General features: G+C 72.2%; 14 protein-coding genes. 9 read left to right on the forward strand and 5 right to left on the reverse strand.

The features are described 5' to 3' along the window. Positions 1 to 27: 27 nt before the first annotated feature. The 5 genes from ACLQ3K_RS08795 (at position 28) to ACLQ3K_RS08815 (ending at position 6808) form a co-directional block, all read left to right on the forward strand. Complete coding sequence (locus ACLQ3K_RS08795; RefSeq protein WP_425998603.1) at positions 28 to 1905, forward strand: SDR family oxidoreductase; 1878 nt, start codon at positions 28 to 30, stop codon at positions 1903 to 1905. 73 nt (positions 1906 to 1978) lie between these two features. Beyond that, positions 1979 to 2932, forward strand: a complete 954-nt coding sequence (locus tag ACLQ3K_RS08800) for an ABC transporter permease (RefSeq protein ID WP_425998605.1) — start codon at positions 1979 to 1981, stop codon at positions 2930 to 2932. After that, a complete protein-coding gene (locus ACLQ3K_RS08805; RefSeq protein ID WP_425998607.1) occupies positions 2929 to 3720 on the forward strand; it encodes an ABC transporter permease in 792 nt (263 codons plus the stop codon). Before ACLQ3K_RS08800 ends, ACLQ3K_RS08805 begins: the two co-directional genes overlap by 4 nt. Further along, the gene (locus ACLQ3K_RS08810) at positions 3717 to 5270 is read left to right on the forward strand and encodes an ATP-binding cassette domain-containing protein (RefSeq protein ID WP_425998609.1); all 1554 of its coding nucleotides are present in this window, start codon (positions 3717 to 3719) and stop codon (positions 5268 to 5270) included. The genes ACLQ3K_RS08805 and ACLQ3K_RS08810 overlap by 4 nt, the downstream gene beginning before the upstream one ends. Next, positions 5267 to 6808: an ABC transporter substrate-binding protein gene (locus ACLQ3K_RS08815; protein WP_425998611.1), complete on the forward strand. Its 1542-nt coding sequence runs from the start codon at positions 5267 to 5269 to the stop codon at positions 6806 to 6808. Before ACLQ3K_RS08810 ends, ACLQ3K_RS08815 begins: the two co-directional genes overlap by 4 nt. On the opposite strand, the gene ACLQ3K_RS08820 is transcribed toward ACLQ3K_RS08815, so the two are convergent. Next, positions 6809 to 7495 carry a response regulator gene (locus ACLQ3K_RS08820; RefSeq protein WP_224649208.1) on the reverse strand — a complete coding sequence of 229 codons (687 nt, stop codon included), beginning with the start codon at positions 7493 to 7495 and terminating at the stop codon, positions 6809 to 6811. Beyond that, complete coding sequence (locus ACLQ3K_RS08825) at positions 7492 to 9045, reverse strand: ATP-binding protein (protein WP_425998614.1); 1554 nt, start codon at positions 9043 to 9045, stop codon at positions 7492 to 7494. The genes ACLQ3K_RS08820 and ACLQ3K_RS08825 overlap by 4 nt, the downstream gene beginning before the upstream one ends. 100 nt (positions 9046 to 9145) lie before the next feature. Between ACLQ3K_RS08825 and ACLQ3K_RS08830 the strand changes: the two genes are divergently transcribed. Continuing rightward, complete coding sequence (locus ACLQ3K_RS08830) at positions 9146 to 10492, forward strand: cation:dicarboxylate symporter family transporter (RefSeq protein WP_224649203.1); 1347 nt, start codon at positions 9146 to 9148, stop codon at positions 10490 to 10492. Between the two features lie 75 nt (positions 10493 to 10567). On the opposite strand, the gene ACLQ3K_RS08835 is transcribed toward ACLQ3K_RS08830, so the two are convergent. From ACLQ3K_RS08835 to ACLQ3K_RS08845, 3 genes are read right to left on the reverse strand one after another with little or no spacing between them, the layout of a single operon-like run. Continuing rightward, a complete protein-coding gene (locus ACLQ3K_RS08835) occupies positions 10568 to 11725 on the reverse strand; it encodes a sulfotransferase family protein (protein ID WP_425998616.1) in 1158 nt (385 codons plus the stop codon). Next, entirely contained in the window at positions 11718 to 12497 is a 780-nt protein-coding gene (locus ACLQ3K_RS08840) for an SDR family oxidoreductase (RefSeq protein ID WP_425998618.1), read from the reverse strand. The genes ACLQ3K_RS08835 and ACLQ3K_RS08840 overlap by 8 nt, the downstream gene beginning before the upstream one ends. Beyond that, positions 12497 to 13663 (reverse strand): hypothetical protein, encoded by a 1167-nt coding sequence (locus tag ACLQ3K_RS08845; protein WP_425998620.1) that lies wholly within the window; start codon positions 13661 to 13663, stop codon positions 12497 to 12499. The genes ACLQ3K_RS08840 and ACLQ3K_RS08845 overlap by 1 nt, the downstream gene beginning before the upstream one ends. A 92-nt stretch (positions 13664 to 13755) precedes the next feature. On the opposite strand from ACLQ3K_RS08845, the gene ACLQ3K_RS08850 reads away from it, so the two are divergent. From ACLQ3K_RS08850 to cysC, 3 genes are all read left to right on the forward strand, one after another. Further along, positions 13756 to 14676, forward strand: a complete 921-nt coding sequence (locus ACLQ3K_RS08850) for an IclR family transcriptional regulator (RefSeq protein WP_425998622.1) — start codon at positions 13756 to 13758, stop codon at positions 14674 to 14676. 83 nt (positions 14677 to 14759) lie between these two features. Beyond that, on the forward strand, positions 14760 to 15674 hold the full coding sequence (gene cysD / locus ACLQ3K_RS08855; RefSeq protein WP_425998624.1) for a sulfate adenylyltransferase subunit CysD: 915 nt from the start codon (positions 14760 to 14762) through the stop codon (positions 15672 to 15674). After that, positions 15674 to 17506 (forward strand): adenylyl-sulfate kinase, encoded by a 1833-nt coding sequence (gene cysC, locus ACLQ3K_RS08860; RefSeq protein WP_425998626.1) that lies wholly within the window; start codon positions 15674 to 15676, stop codon positions 17504 to 17506. The genes cysD and cysC overlap by 1 nt, the downstream gene beginning before the upstream one ends. The last annotated feature ends 2 nt before the right edge of the window (positions 17507 to 17508 follow it).

The following is a 17508-nucleotide window of genomic DNA, read 5'->3' on the forward strand; positions in this document are numbered from 1 at the left end:
GCTGAGAGCCTCCCCGAGGAGTCGCACATGAGTACCTACCTGATCACGGGCGCCACCGGTTTCCTGGGCCGCCGGATCGTCCCCCTGCTGCTGGAGCGCGAGCCCGAGGCGGAGGTGCACCTGCTCGTGCGCCCGTCCTCTGCGTCCAAGCTGGACGAATGGCGCGCCCGATGGGGCGAGGACCGCGTCCGCCCGCTGCTCGGCGACCTCGGCGCGCCCGGCCTGGGCCTCGCCGCGGAGCCCGAGGGTGTCGACGCCGTCCTGCACCTGGGTGCGGTCTACGACATGGGCGCGAGCGCGGAGGCGAACGACCGGGTCAACGTCGAAGGCACCCGCGCCGTCATCGATCTGGCGCGCCGCGCCGGCGCCGAGCTGCATCACGTCTCCTCCGTCGCCGTCGCGGGGGACTACCGGGGAAGCTTCGGCGAGAACGACTTCGACCTCGGGCAGGGCTTCCCCTCGCCGTACCACCGCACCAAGTTCGAGTCCGAGAAGCTGGTCCGCGAGGCCGAGGACCTGCGCTGGCGCGTCTACCGGCCCGCCATCGTGGTCGGGGACTCGCGCACCGGCGAGATGGACAAGATCGACGGGCCGTACTACTTCTTCCCGACCTTCGACGCCCTGCGGCGCGTCCCGTCGATGATCCCGATGGTGTTGCCGGACACCGGTGATACGAACGTCGTCCCGGTCGACTACGTCGCCGCGGCGCTGGTCGCGCTCCTGCTCCGGCCGGACGGAACGGGTCGGACGTACCACCTGGTGAACCCGGAACCGCAGAGCGTGCTGGAGCTGTACCGGGCCATCGCCCGGCCCGCGGGCGCGCCCCGCGCGGTGGGCAGGGTGCCGCGTCGCGTGGTGGACCCCGCCCTGCGCGCGAGCGGTGCGGGCAAGGTGGGCGTCCTGCGCGACACCGCCCTCAAGCAGGCCGGCATCCCGCCGAAGGCCTTCGAGAACCTCGGCTTCACGGCGACCTACACCTCGCAGCCCACGCAGCGGGCGCTGCAGGGCACCGGGATCGAGGTCCCGCCGCTGAAGGACTACGGGCCCCGGCTCTTCCAGTACTGGCGCGAGCAGCTCGACCCCGCGCGGCTCCGCCGCCGCGACCCGATCGCCGGGCGCCATGTGGTCATCACCGGCGCCTCGTCGGGCATCGGCCGGCAGACGGCGATCGAGCTCGGCGAGCGGGGCGCGCGCGTGATCCTGCTGGCGCGCAACGCCGCCGAACTCGAGGCCACGGCGGAGCAGGTGCGGGCGAGCGGCGGAGAGGCCGCCACGTACGTGTGCGACGTGACCGACGGCGACGTCGTCGACGCGACCGTGGCCCGGGTCCTCGCGGACCACGGCCACGTCGACTACCTGATCAACAACGCGGGCCGGTCGATCCGGCGGTCCGTCAAGGCCTCCACCGGCCGGATGCACGACTTCGAGCGCACCATGGACGTGAACTACTTCGGCGCCGTGCGGATGATCCTCGCGCTGCTCCCGCACATGCGGGAGCGGGGCTTCGGCCACGTCGTGAACATCTCCAGCATCGGCGTTCTCGCGCGGGGGCCGCGGTTCTCGGCGTACGTCGCGAGCAAGGCGGCCCTCGACGCGTTCACCGACATCGCGGCCACCGAGACCCTGTCGGATCACGTCACCTTCACCAACGTCCACATGCCGCTGGTCCGGACCGAGATGATCGCGCCGACCGAGGCCTACGACGATGCGCACGTCATCAGCCCGGAGAAGGCGGCCCGGATCATCATCCGCGCCATGCGCGAGCGGCCCACACGGGTGAACACGCCGCTCGGCGTCGTCGGCGCGCTGGGCCGCACCTTCACCCCGCGGATCACCCGGCGGATGCTCCACCAGGACTACCTCACGACGCGCGACTCGGCCGCGGCGAAGGGCGCGTCTGCGTAGGTGCGGAGCGGGCGTTGCGCTCAGCTCGACTCGAACGCTCGCGCCCGACACGGCTCCGGTGTTCACTGGAGCGGTGGGATGGGTGGCGGTGGTGCGGCGTGTCGGTATCGGGGTACTGACCCTGCTGTTGGCGTCCATCGTCATTTTCTCGGTGCTGCACGCGGTTCCGGGTGATCCCGCGGTGGCACTCGCCGGTGCGGACGCGTCGCCGGCGACCCTGGAGGCGCTCCGCCACGAGCTGGGCCTCGACCGGCCGCTGGTCGTGCAGTACCTGCAGTGGCTCGGCGGGGCGCTCACGGGTGACCTCGGTCGGTCCTACGTCATCGGGGGCAGGATCGACGCGCTCCTCGCCGACGGCCTGCGCAACACCGCTGCCCTGGGGCTCACGGCCCTGGTGATCGCGGTCGTGGCCGCCGCAGCGCTGTCGTTCGTCGCCGTCGCCTCGCGCAGGACGTGGGTGCGGTCGGCGATCGCCGGGTTCGAGGTGATCGGGATCGCGGTACCGCCCTTCGTGACCGGCGTCCTCCTCGTCGAGTTCTTCGCCGTCGTATGGCCGGTGCTGCCCGCGGGCGGCACGCCGCCGCGCGGCTACACCGACGACGTGGGGATCACGCTCCAGTACCTGCTGCTGCCCGCCGTCTGCCTCGCGATCCCGGTGGCCTCGACCCTCACCCGGTTCTTCTCCGAGGCGCTCCGCACCGAGTGGGCACGGCCCTACGTGCTGACCGCGCGCGCCGCGGGCGTCCCGGCGGGCCGGATCCTGGTGCGGGGAGCGGCCCGCAACGCGCTGCCCTCGGTGGTCACGGTGTTCGGCATCCAGGCCGGCCAGCTGCTCGGTTCGGCGGTGTTGGTCGAGGCGATCTTCGCGTGGCCCGGTCTGGGGCAACTCCTCGGGCAGGGCATCGCGGCGCGCGACTATCCGGTGGTGCAGGCGGTGCTTCTGCTCGCGGTCACCGTGTTCGTCGTCATCGCGCTGCTCACCGACGCCGCGTACCGCCTCCTCGACCCCACCCGGAGGCCGGCATGACGCGCTCGCGCACCCTGCTCGCCGGGGCCGCACTGCTCCTTCTCCTCGGGCTTCTCGGCGTCGCCGCACCGCTGCTGGCGCCCGAGGATCCCCTCCGGCAGATCCCCGGAGCGAACCTGCTGCCTCCCGGAGCCGGCCACCCGCTGGGCACCGACGATCTGAACCGGGACGTCCTCAGTCGCGTGCTGTACGGGATCCGGACCAGTCTGCTCGTGATCTTCACCGCGGTTCCGATCGCCGCGCTGATCGGCGTCGGGCTGGGCGTCGCGAGCACCGCCCATCGGGCGATCGACACCGTCCTCGCCCGCGCCTCCGACGTCGTCCTGGCCTTCCCCGCGCTGATCCTCGCGATCCTGCTCACTGCGCTGCGGGGCCCGGGCATCGTCACCGTCGTGCTCGCGATCGCCGTCGCCGAGGCACCGGTCTTCCTCCGGCTGACCCGCGCCGAGATCCTGCGTCTGCGGGGAACCGCCTACGTCGAGGCGGCCCGGGTCGCCGGCGCGTCGCCGGGCACCGTCCTCGCCAAACACGTGCTGCCCAACGCGCTCGAGCCGCTCGCAGTCCAGGTGGCGCTCGCCCTCTCCCTCGGCGTCTTCGTCGAGTCCGGGCTGAGCTTCGTGGGGGTCGGGGTGCGCCCGCCGACGCCGTCCCTGGGTTCGGTGCTGGCGGGAGCGGTGAACAACTGGGACGCCAACGCCGCGTACGCCTGGGGGCCGCTGGTCGCGATCGTCGCCCTCTCTCTCGCCCTGTTGCTCATCGCCCGAGGATTCGCGGGGGCCCGCCGATGACCGCGCCGCTGACCATCTCCGGTCTCACGGTCACCGGCCCCGACGGTCGGGTACTCGTCGACGGCCTCGACCTGACCGTCTCGGCGGCCTCCGTCACGGCCCTGGTCGGCGAGTCCGGTTCAGGCAAGACGCTCACGGGCCTCGCGATCCTCGGCCTCCTGCCCGCGGGGCTCTCCGCCACGGGCAGCATCGAGCTCAGTGGGGAGCAGGTGATCGGGCGCAGCGAGCGCGAACTGCGACCACTGCGTGGGACGCGCGCGGCACTGGTCTTCCAGGAACCGCAGTCGGCACTCAATCCGTCGCAGCGGATCTGGCGGCAGATCCTCCAGGTCCTGCGCGCCCATAGGCGGGTGGGGCGCGCCGACGGTCGGCGCCGGGCGATCGAATTGCTCACCGACGTCGGCATCCCCGATCCGGAAGTCCGCGCTGACTGGTACCCGCACCAGCTCTCCGGCGGGCAGAAGCAGCGCGTGGTCATCGCCCTCGCCCTCGCCGCCGAGCCCGCGCTCCTCATCGCCGACGAGCCGACGACCGCGCTCGACGTCACCGTCCAGGCGCAGATCCTTGCGCTGCTCCGCGACCTGCGCGACCGGAAGGGCCTTGCGGTCCTGCTCATCTCGCACAACCTGGGAGTCGTCGCCGACCTCGCCGACGCCGTGACCGTCGTCCGCGCGGGCGAGACCGTCGAGGCCGCGCCGGTCGACGAGATCTTCGCGCACCCGCGGGCCGCGTACACCCGGGAGTTGCTCGCCGCCGTCCCGCGTCTCCCCACCGCGTCCGGGCCCGCGCGGGAAGCCCCGTCGCCGGAGCCGGTCGTGCGTGTCGAGGGACTTCGCGTGGTGTTCGACGGTGCGCCCGCGCTCGACGGCGTCGATCTCACGGTGGGTCGCGGTGAAGTGGTGGGGCTCGTCGGCGAATCGGGCTCGGGGAAGACGACGCTGGGGCGCGTCCTCGTCGGCCTTCAGGGCGCCGATGCGGGCCTCGTCGACGTGCGCGCGACGAAACTCGGGCTCGTCCATCAGGACCCGTACGCCGCGCTCGACCCGCGCTGGGACGTCGGCCGGATCGTGGTGGAGCCGCTGCACATCGCCGGTCAGCGCGACAACCGGATCCTGCGGGAACGCGCCGCCGACCTGATCGACGCCGTCCGGCTCCCGGCGGACGTGCTGCGTCGGCGACCCGCCGAACTGAGCGGAGGTCAGCGGCAGCGCATGGCCCTCGCGCGCGCCCTGGCGGGTTCGCCCGACCTCGTAGTGGCGGACGAGCCGACCAGTGCACTGGACGTGTCCGTGCAGGCGGGCGTCCTGGACCTGTTCCGGGAACTGCACGCGGAGTTCGGTTTCGCCGCGGTGTTCATCACCCATGATCTCGCCGTGGTGGGCGAGGTCGCGGATCGGGCGGTGGTGCTGCGACACGGCCGCGTCGTCGAGGAGGGACCGGCGAGGTCCCTGCTGGCGGCGCCTCGATCGGAGTACGCGCAGCAACTCGTGGCCGCGGTGCCGGTGCCCGACCCGGAGGTCCAACGGGCGCGGCGGGAGGAGCGGCGATGAACGGCGTCACGCGGCGATCGGTTCTGCTGGGGGCGTTGGGGATCGGCGCGGCGGGCGCGCTGTCGGGGTGCACGTCCGCCGTCCAGCAGGCGCGGGACGCGAACGCCGCGCCCGGCGACGCCGGCGGCACACTGGTGCTCGGCTCGTTGGCCGACATCGACCCGAAGTCGATCTACAGCCAGTCGGTCACGACGATGGCGATCGGCCTCCTGGTGTGGGACACCCTGATCCGGTACGACCGGAGCACGCGCACACCCCGCCCCGCGGTGGCCCGGTCATGGAACGCCGCACCCGACGGCCGGAGCCTGACCCTGCGCCTGCGGGACGACGTCCGCTTCCACACCGGTCGCCCGCTCACGTCGAAGGACGTCGCGTACGCCGTGTCGGTCTACGCATCCGACGCCGCGGGTTCCCAATTGCAGTCGGCGGCGAAAGCGGTGACTGCGGTCGACACCCCGGATCCGTTCACCGCCGTCCTGCGGTTCGCCGCCCCCGTGCCGAACGTCTTCGACCTGCTGGAGTTCATGCTGCTCGTCGATTCCGAATCGGCCGCGGAGCTGCGTGCGGGGACGAGCTTGGTGGGCACCGGGCCGTTCCGGTTCGACGGCCGCGAGGTGGCGGCGAGCGCCCGCTTCCGCCGCTTCGACGGGTACTGGCGAGGGCCCGCTCGCCTCGACGGCGTGACGCTGCGCGTGGTCCGCGACGCCGGTGCGCTCCTCACGTCGATCCGGGCGGGACAGTCCGATCTCGTTCTCGACGCCGCGCCGCGGGCGCTGCGGCAGTTCCGGGACCAGTCACTGTACCGGATCACGACCGGTGACGTCCACGACGCCGCGTACTACGTGGGCGCCAACGTCGCCGCGCCCGCCCTGGCGGACAAGCAGGTGCGGCAGGCGATCTCGTACGCCGTCGACCGGGACCGGATCGCCGCGGAGGTGTTCGCGGGCGCGGCCCTGCCGAGCTCGGCGCCGTGGGCCGCGAGCTCGCCCGGGTACGACGGTGCGGCCGCGTCCCACTACCGGAAGGATCATGAGCGGGCCCGCGTGCTGCTCGCTGCGGCCGGCGGTCCCCGACGCCTGGCCCTGAGCTACCCGACCGGATTGGCCGCGGCACCGGCGATCGCGGCGATCGTGCAGAACGACCTGGCGGAGGTCGGGGTCACCGTCGACCTGGATCCCCGGGAGCAGGCCGCCTTCTCGCCCTTCCTCAAGTCCGGGAAGCACGAATTGTGGGTGGGCCCGCACGGCTTCGGCCAGTCCGACCCGCTGACCCTGGCGAGCGGCGCCGCCCCCTTCAAGCCGAAGGGCAACCTGTCGGGGTTCTCCGCGCCCGAGTACACGGGCCTCGTCGCGCGGCTGGCGGAGGAGGGGCCGAGCCGGCCGGCGGTGCTGCGGGAGTACACGGACTACCTGCTCGATCAGCAGTTCGTCATCGACCTCGTGGTCTCGCCCGCCACCTACGTCTCACCCGCACGGGTCAAGGGCCTGGACTGGAACCTCTACAAGTACATCGACCTGCACGGCGTCACGATCCGCTGATCACAGCCAGCGGTAGCGCACCTCGGGGCGTCCGCGGCCGCCGTACTCCGTGACCCGCTCGCACAACCGGTCGTCCGCGAGGCGCTCGAGGTAGCGCCAGGCGGTCACGCGCGACATCCCCGTGCGGGCGGCCACGTCGGCGGCGCCGAGCGGTTCGTCGGCGTGGCGCAGCGCGCCCGTCACGGCCTCCAGGGTCGACGGTGCCAGCCCCTTCGGGGCCGTCGTCGCCGCGGGCGCCTCGCGCAGCGCGGCGAAGGCGGCGTCCACCTCCCGCTGGCCCACGTCGCCGCCGCCCAGTGCGTCGCGGAAAGACAGGTAGCGGCGCAGCCGGTCCGCGAAGGCGGCGAAGGTGAAGGGCTTGATGAGGTACAGAATCGCGCCGCTCGCCATCGCGCCGCGCACGGTCTCCATGTCACGGGCCGAGGTGATCACCATGACGTCGGGCCGCGGCCGGACGGAGGCGAGGTCCGCCGCGAGGTCGAGGCCGCTGCGATCGGGAAGCCCCACGTCGGCGAGGACCAGGTCCACGGGCGGGCCGGCGACGGCGGACCGTCGGACCTCGCCGAGTGCGGCGGCGGCCGTGCCGGCGACCCCGGCGACCTCGAAACCGTCCATGCGCCGGACGTATTCGGCGTGCGCGCGGGCGATCTGAGGCTCGTCGTCGACCACCAGCACTCGGATCGTCATCGCTCTCCCTCCGGTAGGCGCACCGTCACCGTCGACGGCGCGCGCTCCGCCTCGATCGTGCCACCCGCCTGCCGCACCACCTGATCGACCAGGGCGAGGCCGAGCCCGCCGCCGTGCAGGCGGCCGCTGCGGTCCTTGGTCGAGTAGCCGCGTGTCCGGGCGAGGGCGAACTCGTCGGCGGACATGCCGGGGCCGCTGTCGGCGACCCGCAGCTCCCACGCACCGCCGGGGCTCGCCGCCGAGAGTTCCACCCAGCCACCCGGTCCGGCGGCGTCGACCGCGTTGTCCACGAGGTTGCCGAGGAGGGTGAGCAGCTGCGCGTCGGGGAGCGGCGCGCGGGCGAGGTCGGTGCCCTCCGCCACGGTGAGCTCGACGTCGAGCGCCGACGCCGCGGCCGTCTTCGCCACGAGCAGCGCGACCGCCGACGGGGCCGGATCGCCCGCGAGCCGGTCGATGAGCTCCTGGGAGGCGGACCGATCGGCCACGGCCAGGTCCGCCGCCGCCTCGTCCTCGCCGAGCTCGATCATGGTCACCACGGAGTGCAGCCGGTTGGCGTGCTCGTGCGCCTGGGCGCTCAGCGCGTCGGCGAGGGAGCGGGCCGTGTCGAGTTCGCCGAGGACCGTTTGCAGTTCGGTGCGGTCGCGGACCGTGAGGACGGTGCCGATCGGGCCGGTCGGGCCGGTGACGGGTCGGCGATTCACCAGGAGCACGCGGTTGCCGGTCACGTGCAGCTCGTCGTCGAGGTCGGCGGCGCCGCGCAGCGACGCCGGCAGGTCGGCCTGCCCGACGTCGCCGTCCGGCAGCTCGAGGAGGCGGCGCGCCTCGTCGTTGACCACCCGCGCGGGGCCGTCGGGCGCGTCGGCGTCGAAGACGAGCAGGCCCTCGGAGAGCGTGTGCAGCACCGCGTCGTGGTGCTCGTACAGGCCGCGCAGGTCGTGCGCGGAGAGGCCGAGGGTCTGGCGGCGCAGCCGCCGCTGCGCGACCGCGGAGAGCGCGACCAACACGAACAGCGCGCCAACGACGACCGCGAGGATGCGGGGCAGCGCGTCGCGCACCTGGTCCCCGAGCCGGGCCCGGGTCACCCCGGCGGAGACCAGTCCGACCAGCGCGCCGGAGGCGTCGTGGACGGGCGTGACGGTGCGGATCGACGGGCCGAGGCTGCCCGCGTAGGTCTCCGTGAAGGTCTCGCCCGCGAGCGCCCGGTCGATGGTGCCGGTGAACTTCCCGCCGATCAGCTCGGGATCGGCGTGGCTCAGGCGCGTGCGGTCGGGCCGCATCACCACGACGAAATCGAGGCCGCCGAGCGCCCCGACGTTCTCCGCCACGGGTTGCATCATCGCCGCCCCATCGGGTGCGGCGAGCGCCGCCACCGTCGACGGGGAGGCCGCGAGCGCGACCGCGGCGGCCCGGGTCTGGGCCCGGGCGGTGCGGTCACCGTCGTCCCGCGCCTGGGTCACGACCAGCCACGACGCGCCCGCGGCGATCGTCAGCAGGATCGCCACCTGCGCCAGGAAGGACTGGGCGGCGACGCTGCGGGTTCTGTTCCTCACGATGAAGACGTTTACACAATGAACACAAGCTGTGCTGCAAGTCACACTTCTCGCAGTATCGATTCAGGCCGATTCAGGCCCATCGATCAAGGAGGACGCCGTGGCGGCTCAAGGAAAACGCGACCGGACGCACTGGCTCTACATCGCGGTGATCATCGCCGTGGTGGCCGGCGTGATCGTGGGCCTGGTGGCCCCCGAGTTCGGCAAGGGGCTCAAACCCCTCGGCGACCTCTTCGTCAGCCTGATCAAGATGATGATCAGCCCGGTGATCTTCTGCACCATCGTGCTCGGCATCGGTTCCGTGCGGGCCGCGGCCAGCGTCGGCAAGATCGGCGGCCTCGCGCTCGGCTACTTCATCGGCATGTCGACCTTCGCGCTCGGCATCGGCATCGTCGTCGGCAATCTGCTCAAGCCGGGCACCGGCCTCGGCATCCACGCCGACCCGGCCGTCGGCGCGAAGTACGCGGACCAGGCGCACGCCGCCGGCGGCACCTGGGGCTTCATCCAGGGCATCGTGCCCGAGACGCTGTTCTCGGCGCTCACCGCCGGCAGCGTGCTGCAGGCGCTCTTCGTGGCGCTTCTGGTGGGCTTCGCGCTGCAGGCCATGGGCCCCGCGGGCGAGCCAGTGGTGCGCGCGATCGGCGTGCTGCAGAAGCTGGTCTTCCGCGTGCTCGTGATGGTGCTGTGGCTCGCTCCCGTGGGCGCCTTCGGGGCGATGGCGGCCGTGGTCGGGGCGACGGGCTTCGACGCCGTCATCCAGCTCGGCTGGCTGATGCTCGCCTTCTACATCACCTGCGCGCTGTTCGTCTTCGTGGTGCTCGGGACGCTGCTGCGCCTCGTGACGGGCCTCTCGGTGTTCAAGCTCGCCCGCTACCTGGGCCGCGAGTACCTGCTCATCGTCGCGACGTCGTCGAGCGAGTCGGCCCTGCCCCGGCTCATCGCCAAGATGGAGCACGCGGGCGTCGAGAAGACCACCGTCGGCATCGTGGTGCCCACCGGCTACTCGTTCAACCTCGACGGCACCGCGATCTACCTGACCATGGCCTCGCTGTTCATCGCCGACGCGATGGGCTCGCCGCTGAGCTACGCGGAGCAGTTCTCGCTGCTGCTGTTCATGATGATCGCCTCGAAGGGCGCCGCCGGCGTCACCGGCGCCGGCCTCGCGACCCTGGCCGGCGGCCTGCAGAGCCACCGCCCGGAGCTGCTCGGCGGCGTCAGCGTCATCGTCGGCATCGACCGGTTCATGTCGGAGGCCCGCGCGCTCACCAACTTCTCCGGCAATGCGATCGCCACGCTGCTGATCGGCAAGTGGACGTCCACCGTCGACCTGGCGCAGACCCAGCGTGTGCTCGACAAGCAGGACCCGTTCGACGAGGCGACGATGGTCGACGACCACGGCACCGAGGCCCCGCCCGCCCCGGACGCGAAGGTGGCCGCCGCGCACTGACACAACGCCTGAATTGAACGACGTATTGGAGAGTCCGACCTGCGGGTTCGCTCTCCAAAACGTCGTTCAATTGCGTCAGCGGGCGAAGCGCGCGCGGACCGCATCCTCCGTGAGCCCGTAGTCTTCGAGGGAGTAGGTGTGGTTGGGGCGGCGGGCGCCGGAGCGGCTGGCGTCGTGCATCGCCGACATCGCCTGCCGCGCATCGTCGGTCAGCCCCAGCCCGAACCCGTCGTAGATGTTCCCGACGGTGCCGAGCGGGTCGGCGACCAGGTCGCGGTAGTCCACGTCCACGAATTGATCGCCGCGGCCGGCGGCGGTGTGCCGGGCGCGGGCCTCGTCGAAGGCGTCGAGCCCGCGCGCCCAGGTGTCGAGCTGGTCGGCGCCGATGGTCGCGCCGGTGAAGGCCGTCGACCAGCCCTCGGTCGCGTGCTGCGCCAGCGAGCAGACGGAGGCGATGATCGTCTCGGCCGGGCGGTGGCACTGCACGATCAGCGCGTCGGGGTACACCTCGAGGACCGCGTCCAGCGCGAACAGGTGGCTCGGGTTCTTGAGCACCCACCGCTTGCCGGGGTCGTTCATCCCGATCAGCTGCAGGTTCCGCTTGTGCCGGCGGTACGCGGGCGTCCAGTCCTGCTCCGCCAGCCAGGCCGCATACGATGGCACGTGGGCGAGGCACTCGTAGGAGACGGAGTGCACGGACTGGCGCAGCAGCTGCCAGCACTCCTCGACCTCCGACGCCGACATGTAGTGCAGCCCCATGAATTCGGGGTGCTCGGTGTGGTGCTGTGCGTACTGCTCGTCGAGGAGCTTGTAGACGGGGTTCTCCGCCCAGGTCGCGCGCGGGGGCCGCGGCTGCGGGACCTCCGCCAGCCACATCTGCAGGCCCTGATTGCCGGGGTCCGCGTCGAGCAGGCGGTGCAGGGCCGTCGTGCCGGAGCGGGGGAGGCCGGTGACGAACATCGGCCGCTCGACGGCGACGTCGGCGTGGCCGGGGTTCGCCGCGAACGCCGCCTCGCTGATGAGGCGCGCGGACAGCGCGCCCCGGAGGAAGACGCGCGAGAGCTTCGAGCCGAGCTCGGTGAGCGCCGCCTCGTCGCGGTAGGAGTCCAGTAGGACCTGCAGGGCCTCGCGATAGCCGTCCGACGGGGCGCCGAAGTCGCTCAGCCCGGTGCGGCGCATCGCGGACTCGTGCAGATCGTCGACCGTGCCGACGGAGGTGGTGATCTCAGACATGGAACTCTCCGCAGTTGACGTCGAGCGTCTGGCCGGTGATGCCGGACGCACGGGGTGAGGCGAGGAACAGGACGGCCGAGGCCACCTCGTCCTCGGTGGGCAGGCGCCGCAGGTCGGAGTTCTTCGCCGCGTCGGCGTAGTCCTCCTCGACCGTGACGCCCTTGGTGCTGGCGCGGTACTCGAAGTAGGCCTTGAGCGTGTCGCCCCAGATCCAGCCCGGCACCACGGAATTGATCCGGATGCCCTCGGGGCCGAGCTCGGTGGCGAGCGACTGCGCGAGCGCGAGCTGCGCCGTCTTCCCGGCCTTGTAGCCGCCGTAGCGCAGGTCGGAGTGGCGGACCACCATCGAGTTCACGTTGACCACGGCGCCGCCGCCGTCCGCGGCGGCCAGGGCCTCGCGGAAGGCGAGCACGGTGCGCAGCGCGCCGAGCGCCATGAGGTCGACGCTCTGCAGGATGTGCGCGGGATCGGTCTTCACCAGACGCTGCATCGACGGGTACGTGAACGCGTTGTTGACCACCGCGTCGACCCGGCCGAAGCGCTCCTGGACCTGCGTCGCCAGCGCGGCGAGCGAGTCCTCGTCGGTGATGTCGGCGGGGATCGCGACGGCACCGTCGATCTCGGCGGCCATCGCTTCGAGGCGTTCCGCTGTCCGCGCGACGAGCACGACCTGCGCGGCCTCGTCCGCGAACCGTCGGGCGAGCACGGCGCCGAGGGCCGGCCCCGCCCCCGCGATGACGACGACCCTGCCGTCCAGTCCCAGTCCGGCCATCAGCCGACCATCCTTTCGCCGATGAGCCGCGCGCGCTCCGCGATGCGGGCGCGCCACGCGGCGCCCTCGATGCGGTTGGCCGCGTGGTGGGGGAGGTGCTGCGCGACCTCCGCGAGCGGGACCACCTGTGCGGTGGGGCCGTCGGCGGCGGTGAGCGGGGAAGCGGTGCGCTGCCAGCGGAACTGGAGGTAGCCCCGACGGTGCCCGAGCGTCTCGATCCAGTTGGTAACGCCGGGATCGTTGTTCGACACCACGATCCGGATCATGCCGTCCGGGTCGACCTGTGCCTGAGACCCGTTGAGCGAGGTCTGGTGGTGGATGTAGTCGAGGGAGATGTACCAGAGGCTGCCGAGTTGGAAGCCCAGGTACGGCGCGTCGCCGCGGGGGACCGTGATGATCAGCGCCTGGTCGTCGGCGAGGTCGTAGTGCCCGACCGAGGAGAACTGGGTGGCGAGGCCGCCGGGCGTGAGCCGCGGCGCCGTCAGTGTGTTCACCGGGAGCGGGTCGTAGAACCACTTGGGGAACTGCAGCCAGGTCTTCACGCGGTTCACCAGCTGCTTGCCCGCGGCGGCGTAGCGCTTGGCCATGAGCTCGGGGGTGATCGGGGGCGGGGCGGTACCCGCGGTATCGGCGCGCGCGATGGCGAAGGTGCTGCGCTCCGCCGACCAGTCGTCGAAGACCTCGCGGATCACCAACTGCGCCTTGCCGGCCGGGAGCCGGTAGTAGGAGCCGGGGACGGGCTCGCCCGGGCCGAAGCGGACCTCGAACCGGCCTTCGGCGTCGACGGTCAGCTCGCGGTCGTCGAAGGCGACGGTGCTGGCCGGCACGTTGTCGTCGGTGTACTCGCCGCCGCCCAGCACCTGGAAGCTGACGTCGCACGGGGTGCCGCGGCGGCCGGTGACCACGTACTCGTGCGCGCCGTCGACCCGCGCGCCGAAGTACAGCGTGTCCGGGTTGTCGAGGCCCATCTTCGTGAACGGCCCCGTGCCGCTGAGCAGGAACGGGTGGTCCTTGTCGAAGTGGAAGGCGCCGTGCATGCAGGCCGCCACGCCCTGCGCGAGGTACTGCAGCCCCTCCAGCAGGTCGGCCTCGGTCTCGATGTGCGGTGCCGCGGCGACGAGGCCCTCGGCCTCGGTGATCGCCGCGACGAGCGGATCGCTGTACATCCCACCTCCGATAGTGGTACAAATGTGGACCAATGCGGTAGAACCTGTTCCAGACCGTAGGCGCAGGTGTCGGCGAGTGTCAAGGAGTGGCGATGACGGACTCGGTGGAATCGGCGGAGCGGGCCGTGGCGGCGGGGCGGACCTCGCCGCCCACCGAGCGCGTGGTGGCGGTGCTCGACTTCCTCTCGCGGCACGAGCGGGAGCGGTTCGGCATCTCGGAGCTCGCGCGGCGGGTGGGCCTGAGCAAGCCGACCTGCCTCGGGATCGCCGCCACGCTGGTCGAATCGGGATATCTGATCCGGGACGACCGGGACAAGACCTACCGTCTCGGGCCGGCGCTGATTCCCCTCGGGCGGGCCGCCCGCACCTCGTTGCGGGCCGACCCCGCGGGCGGCGACGTGCTCGCCGGGCTGTGGGAGGCCTTCGGGCACCCGGTCTCGCTGTCGGGCGTCGTCGGCGACCGGGTGACGGTGCTCGACGTGGCCGTCGACCCGGGGCGCCCGGCGATGGTCAAGGTCGGCGACAGCTACCCGTTCACTCCGCCGATCGGGCTCATGTACGTGCTCTGGGACCGCACCGGCCGGCTCGAGCGGTGGCTCGCGCGTGATCACGTCCGCGCCGACGGCGACCGGCTCGCCCGCGTCATCGAGACCTGCCGCGCCGACGGCTACCTCGTCGAGCTGCTCACCCCCGCGGGGCAGCAGCTGTACCGGCTCATGGCCGGCGTACCCGGCGACATCCCCGCGGAGCTGCGGGCTCTGATCGGGGAGGTGGTCGCGGGTATCGGCGACCGTGTTCACCTGCGGGGCGAGTCGGAAGGCGGTGGCGCGGCGCAGAACGTCAGTGTGATCTCGGCGCCGGTCTTCGACGGCGACGGCGCGCAGGCGATGGTCGCGAGCATCTATGTGAGCGCCGAGCTCGACGAACGGGGGATCGCGGAGCGGGCGGCCGCGCTCGTCGCCGCCGCCGACCGGATCACCGTCCGGATCGGGGGCAGCAAGCCGCGGCGCTGAGGTGTTGACAGTCGGCGAGAACAGGTTCTAATCTTCGGAACAAGAATGAACCGCAATGGTCCAAATATGAACCGGAGGTTGGAGTGGTGGAGACGACGGTCGCCGCGGATCATCTGCGGCTCCTCGAGGCGGAGGCGGTGTACGTCTTCCGTGAGGTGGCGGCCACCTTCGAGCGGCCCGTGCTGCTGTTCTCGGGTGGCAAGGATTCGGTGGTCATGGTGCACCTCGCCGCCAAGGCCTTCTGGCCCGCGGCGATCCCGTTCCCGGTGCTGCACATCGATACCGGGCACAACTTCGACGAGGTCCTCGCCTTCCGCGACGAACTCGCCGCCGAGCGCGGCCTCCGGCTGGTCGTCGGCAGCGTGCAGGACGACATCGACTCCGGCGCCGTCGTCGAGCCCACCGGCCCGGGCGCCACCCGCAACCGGCTGCAGACCGCGACGCTGCTGCGCACCCTCGGCGAGCACCGCTTCGACGCCGCCTTCGGCGGGGCGCGCCGCGACGAGGACAAGGCCCGCGCCAAGGAGCGGATTTTCAGCTTCCGAGACCGCTTCGGCCAGTGGGACCCCCGCGCGCAGCGCCCCGAGCTGTGGAACATCTTCAACGGCCTGCACCAGAAGGGTGAGCACATCCGCGTGTTCCCGCTCTCGAACTGGACCGAGCTCGACATCTGGCAGTACATCGCCGCCGAGGCGATCGCCCTGCCGGCGCTGTACTACGCGCACGAGCGCGAGGTGATCGAGCGCGACGGGATGCTGCTGTCCACCGGGCCGCTCGTCGCGCCCCTGCCCGGCGAGACGCCCGAGCGCCGGACCGTGCGGTTCCGCACCGTCGGCGACGCGACCTGCACCGGCGCGGTGGAATCGGACGCCACCACCCCCGAGGCCGTCGTGGCCGAGGTCGCCACCACTCGGATCACCGAGCGCGGCGCGACCCGCGCCGACGACCGGATCTCGGAGGCGGGCATGGAGGACAGGAAGAAGGAGGGGTACTTCTGATGGAGATCCTGCGCATCGCGACGGCCGGCAGCGTGGACGACGGCAAGTCGACGCTCATCGGACGGCTGCTCTTCGAATCCAAATCCGTGCTGGAGGACCAGCTCAGCGCGGTCGCCGCCACCACCGCCGCCCGGGGAGACGAGGGCGTCGACCTGGCGCTGCTCACCGACGGCCTGCGGGCCGAGCGGGAACAGGGCATCACGATCGACGTCGCCCACCGCTACTTCGCCACCGCCACGCGGAAGTTCATCCTCGCCGACACCCCCGGGCACGAGCAGTACACCCGCAACATGGTCACCGGGGCGTCGACGGCCGACGTCGCGCTGATCCTCGTCGACGCCCGGCACGGCCTCACCCGGCAGTCCCGCCGGCACACCTTCCTCACCTCGCTCCTCGGCGTCGAGCACATCGTGCTGTGCGTCAACAAGATGGACCTGGTCGACTTCGATCGCGCCCGGTTCGACGCCATCCGCGCCGAGTTCGCCGAGTTCGCGGCCAAGCTCGAGGTGCACGACGTGGAGGCCATCCCGGTCTCCGCGCTGCTCGGCGACAACATCACCGAGCGCTCGGCGAACACCCCCTGGTACGACGGCCCGTCGCTGCTCTACCACCTGGAGAACGTGCACGTGGTGAGCGACCGCAACCTCATCGACGCGCGCCTGCCCGTCCAGTACGTGATCCGGCCCCGCGACAGCGACTTCCGGGGCGTAGCCGGCACCGTCGCCTCCGGGGCGTTCGCGGTCGGCGACGAGGTGGTCGCGCTCCCGTCGGGCTTCACCACGACGGTGGCCGAGCTCTACCGGCCCGGCGGCGCGAAGGCCGACCGGCTGGAGACGGGGGAGGCCGCGTGCGTCCGGCTCGCGGACCACCTGGACGTGGGCCGCGGCGACGTGCTGTGCCGGCCCGCGAACCGCCCGCAGTCCGCCACGGACCTCGACACGACGCTCTGCTGGTTCTCCGACACCGCGAAGCTCACCGTCGGCGCCGAGTACCGGATGCTGCACGCCCACACCGCCGAGCCCGTGCGGGTGGAGGCGCTGGACTACCGGCTGGACACCAGCACCCTGCACCGCGATCAGGACGCCGCCGAGCTCGGGCTCAACGACATCGGCCGGGTGCAGCTCACCGCGCGCCGCCCCGTCCTTTTCGACCCGTACCGGCGCAACCGGACCACCGGCAGCTTCGTGCTGGTGCATCCGCAGACCAACGAGACCGTCGCCGCGGGGATGATCACCGGCCCCACCCTCAAGTCGACCGCTGTCGTCTGGCACGGCGCGGCCGTGCGGCGCGAGGACCGCGCGACGCGGGGCGGCACCGTCTGGCTGACGGGGCTCTCCGCGTCGGGCAAGTCGACGGTGGCGTGCGAGCTCGAGCGCCTGCTGGTGGCGCGCGGCGTGCCCGCGTACCGGCTCGACGGCGACAACCTGCGGCACGGCCTCAACGCCGACCTCGGCTTCTCCGCCGCCGACCGGGCCGAGAACGTGCGGCGCGTGGGCGCCGTCGCGCAGCTGCTCGCCGACGCCGGGACGGTGGCGATCGCCTCCCTGATCAGCCCGTACCGCGAGGATCGGGACCGGATCCGCGCGCAGCACGAGGAGGCGGGCCTGCCCTTCGTGGAGGTGTTCGTGGACACCCCCGTCGAGCTGTGCGAACAGCGCGACCCCAAGGGCATGTACGCCAAGGCGAGGGCCGGCGAGATCCCCGAGTTCACCGGGATCAGCGCGCCCTACGAGGCGCCGGAACGGCCCGAGCTGGTGCTGCGGCCCGAGGACGGGGAGCCCGCGGAACAGGCGCTGGTGGTGCTGGATCGCTGGCTGAAACTCCGGCCGTGAAT

Origin of the sequence: Tsukamurella sp. DT100 (assembly GCF_049844855.1) — a bacterium.
GTDB lineage: Bacteria > Actinomycetota > Actinomycetes > Mycobacteriales > Mycobacteriaceae > Tsukamurella.

Bases quoted from the DNA above. Each gene is read 5' to 3' on its own strand.
- ACLQ3K_RS08805 (WP_425998607.1), top strand. From the start codon at position 2,929: ATGACGCGCTCGCGCACCCTGCTCGCCGGGGCCGCACTGCTCCTTCTC.
- ACLQ3K_RS08845 (WP_425998620.1), bottom strand. From the start codon at position 13,663: ATGTACAGCGATCCGCTCGTCGCGGCGATCACCGAGGCCGAGGGCCTC.
- ACLQ3K_RS08840 (WP_425998618.1), bottom strand. From the start codon at position 12,497: ATGGCCGGACTGGGACTGGACGGCAGGGTCGTCGTCATCGCGGGGGCG.
- cysC (WP_425998626.1), top strand. From the start codon at position 15,674: ATGGAGATCCTGCGCATCGCGACGGCCGGCAGCGTGGACGACGGCAAG.
- ACLQ3K_RS08835 (WP_425998616.1), bottom strand. From the start codon at position 11,725: ATGTCTGAGATCACCACCTCCGTCGGCACGGTCGACGATCTGCACGAG.
- ACLQ3K_RS08795 (WP_425998603.1), top strand. From the start codon at position 28: ATGAGTACCTACCTGATCACGGGCGCCACCGGTTTCCTGGGCCGCCGG.
- ACLQ3K_RS08810 (WP_425998609.1), top strand. From the start codon at position 3,717: ATGACCGCGCCGCTGACCATCTCCGGTCTCACGGTCACCGGCCCCGAC.
- ACLQ3K_RS08820 (WP_224649208.1), bottom strand. From the start codon at position 7,495: ATGACGATCCGAGTGCTGGTGGTCGACGACGAGCCTCAGATCGCCCGC.
- ACLQ3K_RS08850 (WP_425998622.1), top strand. From the start codon at position 13,756: ATGACGGACTCGGTGGAATCGGCGGAGCGGGCCGTGGCGGCGGGGCGG.
- ACLQ3K_RS08815 (WP_425998611.1), top strand. From the start codon at position 5,267: ATGAACGGCGTCACGCGGCGATCGGTTCTGCTGGGGGCGTTGGGGATC.